The 12541-nt window shown below is 33.8% G+C and carries 12 protein-coding genes and 1 rRNA gene; 1 reads left to right on the top strand and 12 read right to left on the bottom strand.

Annotated elements, in window-relative coordinates:
- Positions 1-203: 203 nt before the first annotated feature.
- Entirely contained in the window at positions 204-974 is a 771-nt protein-coding gene (locus tag ACQKP0_RS23355) for a TatD family hydrolase (RefSeq protein ID WP_427408218.1), read from the bottom strand.
- 637 nt (positions 975-1611) lie between these two features.
- Positions 1612-3561, bottom strand: coding sequence for a methionine--tRNA ligase (metG, locus tag ACQKP0_RS23360; RefSeq protein WP_427408219.1), 1950 nt, complete (start codon positions 3559-3561; stop codon positions 1612-1614).
- A 599-nt stretch (positions 3562-4160) separates the two neighbouring features.
- Between metG and ACQKP0_RS23365 the strand changes: the two genes are divergently transcribed.
- Positions 4161-4442, top strand: coding sequence for an AbrB/MazE/SpoVT family DNA-binding domain-containing protein (locus ACQKP0_RS23365; protein WP_427408220.1), 282 nt, complete (start codon positions 4161-4163; stop codon positions 4440-4442).
- 170 nt (positions 4443-4612) lie between these two features.
- Here the strand turns inward: ACQKP0_RS23365 and rsmI are convergent, their stop codons facing one another.
- From rsmI to rrf, 10 genes are all read right to left on the bottom strand, one after another.
- On the bottom strand, positions 4613-5491 hold the full coding sequence (rsmI, locus tag ACQKP0_RS23370) for a 16S rRNA (cytidine(1402)-2'-O)-methyltransferase (RefSeq protein ID WP_427408221.1): 879 nt from the start codon (positions 5489-5491) through the stop codon (positions 4613-4615).
- Positions 5492-5493: 2 nt separating this feature from the next.
- A complete protein-coding gene (locus ACQKP0_RS23375; RefSeq protein ID WP_427408222.1) occupies positions 5494-6243 on the bottom strand; it encodes a tRNA1(Val) (adenine(37)-N6)-methyltransferase in 750 nt (249 codons plus the stop codon).
- Between the two features lie 408 nt (positions 6244-6651).
- The gene (gene yabA / locus ACQKP0_RS23380) at positions 6652-7029 is read right to left on the bottom strand and encodes a DNA replication initiation control protein YabA (protein WP_427408223.1); all 378 of its coding nucleotides are present in this window, start codon (positions 7027-7029) and stop codon (positions 6652-6654) included.
- Between the two features lie 11 nt (positions 7030-7040).
- Positions 7041-7862: a PSP1 domain-containing protein gene (locus ACQKP0_RS23385; RefSeq protein WP_427408224.1), complete on the bottom strand. Its 822-nt coding sequence runs from the start codon at positions 7860-7862 to the stop codon at positions 7041-7043.
- The gene (gene holB / locus ACQKP0_RS23390) at positions 7855-8862 is read right to left on the bottom strand and encodes a DNA polymerase III subunit delta' (protein ID WP_427408225.1); all 1008 of its coding nucleotides are present in this window, start codon (positions 8860-8862) and stop codon (positions 7855-7857) included. Before holB ends, ACQKP0_RS23385 begins: the two co-directional genes overlap by 8 nt.
- A gap of 53 nt (positions 8863-8915) precedes the next feature.
- The gene (locus tag ACQKP0_RS23395; protein ID WP_427408226.1) at positions 8916-9245 is read right to left on the bottom strand and encodes a cyclic-di-AMP receptor; all 330 of its coding nucleotides are present in this window, start codon (positions 9243-9245) and stop codon (positions 8916-8918) included.
- 296 nt (positions 9246-9541) lie between these two features.
- The gene (gene tmk / locus ACQKP0_RS23400) at positions 9542-10174 is read right to left on the bottom strand and encodes a dTMP kinase (protein WP_427408227.1); all 633 of its coding nucleotides are present in this window, start codon (positions 10172-10174) and stop codon (positions 9542-9544) included.
- 306 nt (positions 10175-10480) lie between these two features.
- Positions 10481-11914 (bottom strand): aminotransferase class I/II-fold pyridoxal phosphate-dependent enzyme, encoded by a 1434-nt coding sequence (locus ACQKP0_RS23405; protein WP_427408228.1) that lies wholly within the window; start codon positions 11912-11914, stop codon positions 10481-10483.
- Between the two features lie 162 nt (positions 11915-12076).
- On the bottom strand, positions 12077-12280 hold the full coding sequence (locus tag ACQKP0_RS23410; RefSeq protein WP_427408229.1) for a sigma factor G inhibitor Gin: 204 nt from the start codon (positions 12278-12280) through the stop codon (positions 12077-12079).
- 167 nt (positions 12281-12447) lie between these two features.
- A 5S ribosomal RNA gene (rrf, locus tag ACQKP0_RS23415) occupies positions 12448-12541 on the bottom strand; the annotation flags it as partial.

Below are 12541 nucleotides of genomic sequence, written 5' to 3' on the forward strand. Positions count from 1 at the left end.
CTCTCCGTGAGATTATATAGACTATCTTGCCGACTGTCAACCTAATAGAATTTTGGGAAACGTATTTCCTATTATGCATAATATCCTCAAAATTGAAAAGGGAGACTTATCGACATTGTTAACCTATGAGAAAGTTGAGACATGTAGAACTTTTTGTTTTTTTATTATATTAGACAAGCTCCCAAAATATTCGACAATTTCACCTATAACTTTATGCCGAATAATCTTTTAGCATTCTTTGTTGTTTGATTTGCTACTTCCTCCAGCGATACGTCTTTAATTTCTGCTATTTGTTCAGCAACTAACTTCACGTAAGCTGGTTCATTTCTTTTTCCCCTATAAGGATGAGGAGCTAGATAAGGACAGTCTGTTTCTATTAGAAGATGACTTAAAGGAATTTCTGCTGCAACTTCCTTAGGTTTTTTTGCATTTTTAAAGGTGACTGGGCCGCCTAAAGAAATATAAAAATTCATATTGATACAATCTTTGGCTACTTCAACACTTCCACTAAAACAATGCATAATACCGCCTACTTCTTGCGCATCCTCTTCTTTCAAAATATCCACGATATCCTGTGTAGCTTCACGATTATGAATAATGATTGGTAATTTCACCTTTTTTGCTAATCTTATTTGTTTACGGAATACTTCCTTTTGTATATCCTTTGGTGATTTATCCCAATGATAATCTAAACCCATTTCTCCTAAAGCAACTACTTTTGGATGCTTTGTTAATTCTTCAATCCATATTAAATCTTGGTCGGTCATATCAATCGCATCTACGGGATGCCAGCCAACACTTGCATAAAGAAAATCATATTTTTCCACAAGTTCAATTGCTTTAGTAATTGTCGGCCGATCGAAGCCTACCACAACCATATTACTTATCCCATCTTCTCTAGCGCGGCAAATAACTTCTTCAAGATCTTGTTCATATTGTGTATCATTAAGATGAACATGTGTATCAAATAACATTTATTCTTCTCCTTATCCAATCTTATTTTATAATAAAAACCGTACACAAGCTTTTCACTCAATTAACATTTGCATTACATTTCATTAGGGAATATTTCACTGCTAAATGGTGAAAATAGTCAATTCATAGTAGAACATATCTATTCAATATTCGACAAACCTTTGTTATCATTCAAATACCAAATAACAATATTTCATTCTAATAAAGGGAAATACAAAGAACAAAAGCGCAAGCGCCTTGCTCATCGGCGTACTGATTTCGTAGTCTTCGACTGAGATAAAGGAAACACGGTGAGGTAGTTCACGAGCCGATGTTGACTTATCGTAGGGAGGAGACGGAGAAATCAGCTAGCCGATAGGCGCTGGAGCTAGACGTAAACCTCGCTCTTTATAAAGTTATCCACAGTGCGAATATTTTATAATTTCCTAAACGAAAATTAAAAAAGAACTCCCTCTTTCATATCTTCAACATTATACTTTCTCATTAAGATAGCAATTATTATGGAAATAATATTATCCTAAAATAATTTTAAAAAGAAAATAACATAGAGAATCACGTCGAAAAATGTTCCACGTGAAACATCTCTATGTTATTTCGATGAAAGTCTATATATTAAATACGGTAATAATATTACATTTACTTTACAATTGATCCATTAGGAAGACTCTGATCTACACTTGCAATAGAAAGCATCCCATCTTTAGATCCTGCCAAAATCATCCCTTGAGAAAGTTCTCCTCTTAATTTCACAGGTTTCAAGTTAGTAACGCAAATTACTTTACGTCCAACAAGTTCTTCTGGCTTATAGTACTGTGCAATACCAGAAACTACTTGTCTTTTTTCGAACCCTAAATCTAATTGTAGCTTTAGTAACTTATCCGCTTTTTTAACGGGCTCAGCATTGACCACTTCTGCCACTCGAAGCTCAACTTTCATAAAGTCATCAATTGAAATTTCACTTTTTTCTTCTACTTTTTCAGGCTCTGGTTTTTTCTCTGGTACACCAGCCATCTTTTCTTTAATAAAATTAATTTCTTCCTCTAATTCAAGTCGAGGAAAAATAGGCTCTCCTTTTTCAACTATCTTAATTCCTTCTGGAATAGATCCGAACGTTTTAAGACCATCCCAATTTCTCAAATCTTCACTCTTCATGTTTAATTGTTCGAAAATATTCAATGGCGTTTTTGTTAAAAACGGCTGTAGTAAAACAGCAATCCTACGAAGTGATTCTGCTAAATGAACCATTACCGCTGCAAGATTATCTCGTTTGCTTTCATCCTTTGCTAAAACCCATGGCTGAGTCTCATCAATATATTTATTTGTTCGGCTAACTAATTCCCAAATAGAAGCTAAGGCAACTGAAAACTCCATGTTTTCCATCGCTTCTTCATATTTTTTCACTGTCTCCATGTTTACTTTTAATAAATCTTGATCAAAAGGATTTGATGATCCATTATACGTTGGAATCACACCATCAAAATATTTATTGATCATTGCAATTGTTCGATTTAATAAATTTCCAAGATCATTTGCCAAATCAAAATTTATTCTTTCAACAAACCCCTCTGGAGTAAACACTCCATCAGATCCAAACGGAACTTCTCGAAGTAAATAATAACGTAAGGCATCTAGACCATACCGATCAATCAATGTTACAGGATCTACAACATTCCCTTTTGATTTTGACATTTTCCCATCCTTCATTAATAACCAACCATGGGCAAAAACTTTTTTAGGTAAAGGTAAATCTAATGCCATTAGCATAATTGGCCAATAAATCGTATGGAAACGAACAATTTCTTTACCTACAAGATGAACATCTGCAGGCCAATACTTTTTAAACTTGGAATCGTTATCTGTTCCATAGCCTAGTGCTGTAATATAATTAGAAAGAGCATCAATCCATACATAGATTACGTGCTTAGGATTACCAGGTACTTTTACTCCCCAGTCAAATGTTGTACGTGAAACAGCCAAATCTTCAAGCCCAGGCTTAATGAAATTATTAATCATTTCGTTTTTTCGTGACTCTGGCTGGATAAATTCAGGATTTTCTTCATAATATTGAAGAAGCCGGTCCACATATTTACTCATTTTAAAGAAATAGGATTCTTCCTTAACTTTCTCCACAGGTCTCCCACAGTCAGGACAATTTCCATTTACTAGTTGACGCTCAGTGAAAAAGGATTCACATGGGGTACAATAAAGCCCCTCATATTGATCTAAATATATATCTCCCTGTTCTAATAGCTGATGAAAGATTTTTTCGACTATTTTTTTATGACGATCCTCAGTTGTACGAATAAAATCATCATATGAGATATCCAATTTATTCCATAGTTCACGAATCCCAGAAACGATATTGTCAACATAGCTTTGTGGTGTTACACCATCTTCTTCTGCTTTTCGTTGTATTTTTTGGCCATGTTCATCCGTTCCAGTTAAATACATTACATCATAGCCACGTAGTCGTTTATAACGTGCCATTGCATCTCCGGCTACAGTTGTGTACGCGTGACCTATATGTAAATTTCCACTTGGATAGTAAATTGGGGTTGTAAGATAAAATGTTTTAGCCTTCTCCATTATTTTGTTCCCACCTTATTAAAATATATGCTTTGTTAATGGTTATTGTTGATAAATGACCTGTATGGTTTGTGTGGAGCGATTTCCTTACGAAGTAAAACTAGCTGAACTCATACCATACAGGGTTTTATTTGAAACAACAACATCGCTTAACAAAGCTAAAAAATAAAAAACACTCTCACCCAATGGACGAGAGCTTATTAATGCCAAATTGGGCAAATCAAATCGGTTCCTTTATAAAGTCAGCATAACCTCTTATATCATCAAAATATACCTTTATTTTCGCTTTTCTGCAACTTTCAAAACCGAAATTCATTGAGTAAAAGGAAAATCCTCCTATGAAAAAAAATGAATTTTGTCGAAAAATATTTTACCATTGTTACTTTTTGTAAAAAAACTGATAATTTTCAAAAGAAAATCTTCTCATAAAGGTCTCTAAAATCCTTGTATATCAACAGTTTAATAGCTTTAAGTTTAATATTTTCCTAAAAATAATTATTGACGAATATGGGAATCGTTGGTATGATAGATTCAGTTATAAAAAATATGTCGAAAAATGACGATTATATTTAATTGAGAAAATGAGAGGAGAAACAAAAATGAAATCTACTGGTATTGTTCGTAAGGTTGATGAATTAGGTCGCGTTGTTATTCCTATTGAACTTAGACGTACTCTTGGAATCGCTGAAAAAGATGCATTAGAAATTTATGTAGATGATGAAAAAATTATCTTAAAAAAATATAAGCCTAGCATGACTTGTCATATTACTGGTGATGTTTCTGATGATAACGTTCAGTTAGCTGGCGGAAAATTAGTTCTAAGCCGTGAAGGTGCAGAACAACTAATCAAAGAAATTCAAAGTGCATTTCAAAATAAATAAGATACTATTTAAATAATCGTATTTTTTATATGTAAAAAGGCATCTCAGTATTTGATTAGAGATGCCTTTTTTTAAAATGTAAGAAAGTATAAAATTGACTAATGATCTTAGACATGAGAAGTGTCTGCTATGTCTAGCGCCTTCTTAATTATTCTTTGCTGTAAAAAATCCTACCCATGATGATATTCCTGATAAACATCTCTTTTTGGTAAGTTTCGATCCTTAGCTACCTGTTTTATTGCTTCTTTTGTTGTAAGGTTATTTTGTGAAATATAGTGGTCTATATGGTCAATAACACTCAATGAGGTCCACCAGATAGATTCTGGATTCATTTCATCTGTTTCTATAGATCCTTCTACAATGATACAAAATTCTCCTCTAATTTCATTACTTTCAAACCATATTATTATTTCTTCAACCGATCCTCTTATAAATTCCTCAAACTTTTTTGTTAATTCACGACAGAGAACAACCTTTCGATTTCCTAGTACATCATACATGGCTTTCAAAGTTTCTTTTAAGCGATGAGGAGCTTCATATAAAATGAATGTAGATTTTTGTTTACTTAATACTTCTAATTCAGACTTTTTTTCCTTTTTTCCTCTCGGTAAAAATCCATAAAAGTAAAAAGGCTGCGGATTTAAACCTGAAGCAATTAATGCTGTAAGAGCAGCATTGGCACCTGGCAATGGGACAACAGAAATATTTTCATTCAATGCAGCTGCTACTAAATCATAACCGGGGTCAGAAATAGAAGGCATCCCAGCATCACTAATTAGCGCAACTTTTTCACCAGATAGCAGTCGCGATAATATCTGTTTTGAACTTGTTTCTTTATTATGTTCGTGATAACTAGTTATAGGTGTATGAATTTCAAAATAATTACAAAGTCTTCTTGAGTTCCTAGTATCTTCCGCAGCAATAAGATGTACTTCCTTTAAGATTCGTATCGCTCTGAATGTCATATCTTCTAGATTACCGATGGGAGTTGGAACTAGATACAGTATTCCTTTATTATTTTCTTCAAAAAAACTTTTTTGTATCTGCATCTTCAATCCTCCTTCTTCCCAAATAGTATTTCTTGAACTTCTTCTGTATATTGGTTTTCTTCTTGATAAATAAATAATGGGGGTAATACTTTTAAGTCTCGATTTCCATCCTTTATACCTTCAACAAGTATTGTATTTGCCTCTTTACCTTGCTTCGGATACACAAACCGAAGGCGCTTTGGCTCAAGTCGATATTTTCTCATTAATGTTAGGATGTCCATGAGTCTCTCTGGTCTATGTACAAAAGCTGCCTTTCCACCTTGTCGTAATAATTTACTGCTGACCATTATTACATCTTCAAGTGTGCATAATATCTCATGCCTTGCGATTGCAAAATGCTCGTTGACATTTTTTTCACTTCGTGGCGGCGTAGAAAAATAAGGTGGATTACATGTTACAACATCAAATTTCCCTTTTCCCAGTGTTTCAGGTATTTTCTTTATATCTCCATGAACCATTTGTATTTGTTTGTCTAAATCATTGTAATGAATACTACGAACGGCCATATCATAAAGTCTTTCCTGAATTTCAATTCCCGTGATGGAAGCTTTCGTCCTATTACTTATTAATAATGGTACAATACCGTTTCCAGAGCATAGATCAATAATATTCCCTTTTTGAATAGGTAGGTAAGCAAATCTAGCTAAAAGGACCGCATCTAATGAAAAAGCAAACACCGAAGGGCTCTGAATGATTCTTAAGTTTTCTGCAAGTAAATAATCAAGTCGCTCATCATCTCTTAGCTCAACCATTTTTAACCTCCATCTACGTAATTATTAGAAAAGCGCAAGCGCCGCAGCTCTAGCGTACGGATTTCGTAGTCTTCGACTGAGATAGAGGAAACACGGCGAGGTATTTCAGGAGCCGATGTTGACTTATCGTAGGGAGAAGACGAAGAAATCCGCTAGCCGATAGGCGCTTGAGCTAGACAGAAACTATACTGGATAAAAAATTTTTTTAGTAAAAAGTTTTATACTATCTTAACCTTTAAGAAAAGCGCAAGTGCCTTGATCAGCCTCGGGCAAAAATGTTCTATCATTTCCGATAAAAAAGCCTCCCTAGTATTAAGGAAGGCTGCATCAATCTTTCATTTTCCTATTGTACAAGTATACATTTTCTTAAAAGGTTAATAAAGTATTCCCATTTAAAAAACAATCTACTTACTTTTTATTTAAAAATGAAAGACAAAACAAACAATCTTCATCTTTCCTAGGACTTCCAAAATGAACATTACAAATATGAAATCCTTCTTGATAAAGTCGAGCTAGGTTATCATAACCCTCACCAATATCAAGATCTTTATGATTAGAATCAGCTTGATCTTTTTTTCTTTTACTTTGGTGCGAAGAACCTTCTTGGCTTATGGCATATTCTCCATTATCCAGTCGGCGACGCAAATGCTCGTTTTCTAATTTTAATGAATTATTTTCCTCAATCATTTCAGCTAAATTTTTCTTTAATTCACCTAGCTGTTGATATAGGTTTCCTATTTGAACTTCCATACTACTGACTGAATCGAAGAACTCTTTTTTATCCATAAACGACACCTCTACTCCATGGCTTGGATCGATACGGCATCTTCATTTAATAATTCATCCATTGTAAATTCTAAAACGCGTTCTTCAAGCTCTACTTGTAAAACACGTTCTAAAATGTTCAATCCAACAACTTTCCCCATTCCAAAAGGTGTATCAACCGTTTCTCCTACATCAGGTAATATTTCCTTAGCCGATTCGTACTCATCATTTTCATATTTTAGACAACACATTAGTCTACCACACAGGCCGGAGATTTTAGTTGGGTTTAACGAAAGATTTTGATCCTTTGCCATTTTAATAGATACCGGTTCAAAATCACCTAAGAAAGTGGAACAACATAACATTCTCCCACAAGGTCCAATTCCACCAAGCATCTTTGCTTCGTCTCTTACACCAATTTGCCGTAACTCAATTCTAGTACGGAAAATAGATGCCAAATCTTTTACAAGTTCACGGAAATCAACACGCCCATCCGCAGTAAAATAAAAAATAACTTTATTTCGATCAAATGTATATTCTACATCTACCAGCTTCATGTCAAGTTGATGTTCAATAATTTTATCACAGCAAACTTGGTACGCTTCTTTTGCTGCATTTTTGTTTTCCTCAACGATTAAATGATCCTTTTGATCAGCAATTCGAATAACCTTTTTAAGAGGGAGAACAACATCATGTTCCTCCACAGTTTTACGGTTTGTTACTACCCTTCCAAACTCTACTCCTCTTACTGTTTCAACAATAACGGAGTCATTTTTTTGAATTGAGAGATCTCCCGGATCAAAATAATAAACCTTACCGGCCTTTTTAAATCTAACTCCTACTACATTAAACAAAGGTAGATCCCCCCTGCAATTTTAAGACCAGCTGTTCCATCAATAACTGAGGATTCATATTTCCTTGTAATTTTCGTTTCGCCTCTAATATGAGGGACATTTTCTCCGCTAAATTTAATGGCGAAAACTGAAGCATATCCCCTTCAAATTGTGTACGCTGATCTGGATATGTCAATTGTTTGTCTCTTCCTATTTGTAATGTAAGAAGATCTTTATAAATAAACAATAATAGATCTAACCCTTGATCTATTTGACTCTTTTCCTTAAAGTGATTATACCAGTCCTCTTGTAATTCAACCATGGCAAATAATGAGCCTTTCTTTAGGACTTCATATAATTTTAACACTATTTTTCGAGCTTGTGCAAACCACTCATCCTGGTATAGCTCCATAGCTTCATATGGATCATTTGTTAAATGAGCTAATAGTGGTGCAATAGTTGGAGAAATACCATCCTTAAGCAGTCTCTCTTGCAAAAAATCTAATGATAATGGCTTAAACGAAACAACTTGACATCTTGAAAGAATCGTAGGTAATATTTGCTGTATTTGCTCTGTGATTAAAATGGCTGTTGTTTGAACATTAGGTTCTTCCAAAAACTTCAGCAAGCTATTTGCAGCATTCGTTGTCATTTTATCTGAATGAACAATCATATAAAGTTTTTTCTTAGATTCTACACCGGATTTGCTAAACTCTTGCTGTAGATTTTTTATTTGCTCTTTTTTTATAGACAATCCTTCCGGCTCAAGGAGGTGAACATCTGGATGACTTGAGCTATTAATTCTCTTGCAATTACTACATTGCTCACATGGATTAATATTATTGATCAAATCCAGACAAAATAGACTTTTTGCAAAAAGCAAGCTGACCTCTTTCTTATTTAAACCACGTTCACCTTCAAACAAATACGCATGGGCCACACGATTACGCAATATACTATTTTTCAAAACTTTAGCTGCTAATGGTTGAACTAATTCAAGCTCATCCCAGGTTAATGACAATATCCATCACTCTCTTACGTATATAAAATATTTTCAAAATAGTTATTCTTCCTTTAAAAATGCTCGAAGCGTTCAACTGGGAGTACAAAAACCGTTGCACCGCCAACCTCTACTTCAACCGGATATGGAATATATGAATCTGCATTTCCTCCCATTGGTGATACAGGTGCCATTAGCTGTTCTCGAGATTTACAATTATCTTTAATAACCTGCAATGCCTTTTCGACACGAATATCTTCCGTACCAATCATAATTGTCGTATTTCCGGACTTAAGAAAACCACCTGTACTTGCAAGCTTTGTTACTCTAAAATTATGTTCAACCATGGCATTCATTAAACGAGCACTATCCTGATCCTGTACAACAGCAAGAATTAGTTTCATAAAACTCCCCTCCCGATATAATCACTTTCAAAAATTTTTTCCATTTTAGCGTTCAAAAAGCGGACTTTCTCTGTAGATGGTTATTAGACTTCGGATAGCTAAACACTGGAATTAAAATGCAAGATATTCGAAGCAATATTTCCAGGCCTTTTGAACAACCTCTTATAGTATGATGTTTATGTTATTATATCATTTATTTGTTATATATGTATTTGTGTTCAATCCTAAATAATCCTTCTAAAAAAAAATAATACCTTGAAGAAATTTTCCCCAAGGCTGTAACATTAAATCTAATATTATCTTTTCGATATTAGATCTTCTACTTTTGACTTAACTTCTTTATATACACAATCTAATGATTTACTTGCATCCACTTCAAAAATTCGATTTGGAAATCGATCCAGCAACTGTCTAAATCCTTCACGTACTTTTATATGAAAATCCATTGCTTCTAAATCTAAGCGATTTACTTCCCTGCCGTTATTTTCTTCAATTCTTTTTAACCCTAACTCTACATCTATATCGAAGTAAATTGTTAAATCAGGCATTATCTCTTGAATTGCAAACTGATTCATCAAATAAACTTCATCGATTCCTAACCCTCTAGCTACTCCTTGATAAGCTAATGAACTATCTATAAAGCGATCACACAGTACAATAGAACCTTGCTCTAAGGCTGGGATAACCTTTTCTATTAAATGCTGTCTTCTTGCAGCGGCATATAATAGTGCTTCTGTACGTGGATCCATTTTAGTATTTTCTTTATCTAAAATGACCTTACGTATTTGTTCAGCAATATGAATTCCGCCAGGTTCACGAGTCATAACAATATTTAGACCCTTATCCTTTAATTCCATTCCTAGCATATTCAAAACAGTCGTCTTTCCAGCCCCTTCAGGACCTTCTACAGTAATAAATAATCCACCCATAATAACCTCCGACAATCCAATTCAATCACATAGGCACTTTTCTTATACTTTTTAACTTTGAATCGAAAAATATAAATACATTATCAAAGCATAGGAGAAGAAATATTTCCAATGAAAAGATGCCCCGAAACCAAATAAATTTAAGATTTTACACGATGTACGAAACAGCAACAATTTTTTTAAAATAGCCATTACAGATGTAGTTTAGTATACAACATCTCTTAATTTTATTTAAGGCTAATTTTATTAAAGATTTTCTATTTAAAAGCAGCGAATTTTCAGAAAAAGGTCTTTACTTATTCAAATTTACTCCTTAAAAACAGCAATCTCCTCTTTCATTATTCTCATAGATTCGTCTTGGAATTTTGCCTGTACTCTCATCAATCCCTTGATCAGTTTTATTTTTTTATTAGTAATCATTTCCCCTGGTAAAATAATTGGAATTCCTGGCGGGTATGGAATAATCATTTTTGCTGCAACCCGATTAATAGCATTATCAAAGGAAACCCATTCAAAAGGTTTATCTTTCATTTCATCATATGACATCATCAAACAACTAATATTGTTTTCAGTTTCAATGAATACTCTTTTTATTTGCTTTTGATGAGGTTTATTTTTTCTTAAAGCCTGTTTAATTCTATCAATTGCTTCCCTGTAGAAATAGACCATTTCCTTTTTTAACAGAGGCAGTATCATTACTACTTGATAAGGATCAGCCATTTCTGTATAGACACCCTCATCTTCTAACAGTTGTTGAAATTCAAAGCCTGAATAGCCCTCGTATCTAACCAATACTTTTAGTGGGTCTTGGCCGTAAATAGATTCAACTACTTTAATTCCCTCTAATCTACTTAAATCATCAATAAATTGATTTCTCTGTTTTATTGTATAGTTCATATCTTCATGACTAAATGTTGAAATAAAATAACGAGCAAAATCTAAAGATGCCATTATTGGATAGGAAGGACTGCTTGATTGTAAAGCGGAGTAATAGTATTCCACTTTATCTAAAGAAATAACATCACTATTAATATGTAAGTATGACCCCATTGTCATAGCAGGAAGCATTTTATGTGCAGACTGAACAATCATATCAGCACCTAGATCAATTGCAGACATAGGAAATGGGCTGCCTAAACGAAAATGTGGTCCATGTGCTTCATCAACTAACACAATCCCATTGTGCTGATGCACAATATTAATAATTTCTCTCAAATCTGCAGTCATTCCATAATAACTTGGATAAGTTAAAATACATCCCTTCGCATCAGGATATTGAATATATGCTTCTTTAATACCTGTTGAATCAATACATCCAGGAACTAGGACCTGTTCATCAATTGCGGGTGTCAAAAATATTGGATTTACATTTGCAAGCATTAACGCATTCAAGATAGATTTATGACAGTTTCTTTGAACAAGAACGCAATCTCCTTCTTTAAAGGCAGATAGCACCATAATAAGATTGCCTACCGTACTGCCATTAACTAAAAAATAACTCTTTCTTGTCCCATAATAATTTGTTAATAATTGTTGAGCCTCTAAAATTGGTCCACTTGGTGAGTGTAAATCATCTAAGCCAGTTAATTCCGTAACATCATACTTCATAAATTCCAAAATATCCGTAGTAGCCTTTTGAAATAAAAATCCGTTCTTATGACCAGGAACATGAAATGATATTGGCTGTTTGTTAAAAAAATTCACTAGGGACTCGTAAAGAGGAAGTCGATTTTGATTCATAACAATTACCTCGTTCATTTAACTTACTTTATTGTACTATATTGACATAGAAAAGAGTTGTCCTAAATGTGAAAACAATGGTGAGGAAATATAATATTTTCAACATTACGACCTGAATAATAGTTATGTATAAAATAACCAAGCATATGACAGGATGCTTGGTTAGGAGAATATTTCAGGTTTAGTAACTAATTTCAACTGATTAATAAAAAATCTATATTTGGGATCATTTATATCTGTCTGGATAATATCCTTTTCACAGTCGGAACAAATAAATGAAGTATAAAGATGAAATCCTCTTTCCTTAGACTGGTCACAAATGATACATGTTTTCCTTATATTTTCTTTTACTGGCATAATATCCATTCCTCCACCTCCATACATTTATTTTTCCCTATTTTCCGTTTTGTATGCAATATTATTAATATTTAAAAGAGACTGATATACAATCTTATTTAATTGTATGACTTTAATTTTTTCCACGTGTTTGTTTACAAAAAAAAACACAGAGTGTTCACTCTGTGTTTTAGCTTGCCTGGCAACGTCCTACTCTTGCAGGGGGAGAGCCCCCAACTACCATTGGCGCTGAGAAGCTTAACTTCCGTGTTCGGGATGGGAACGGGTGTG

The organism is Heyndrickxia sp. NPDC080065 (genome assembly GCF_050281185.1).
Lineage (GTDB): Bacteria > Bacillota > Bacilli > Bacillales > Bacillaceae_C > Heyndrickxia.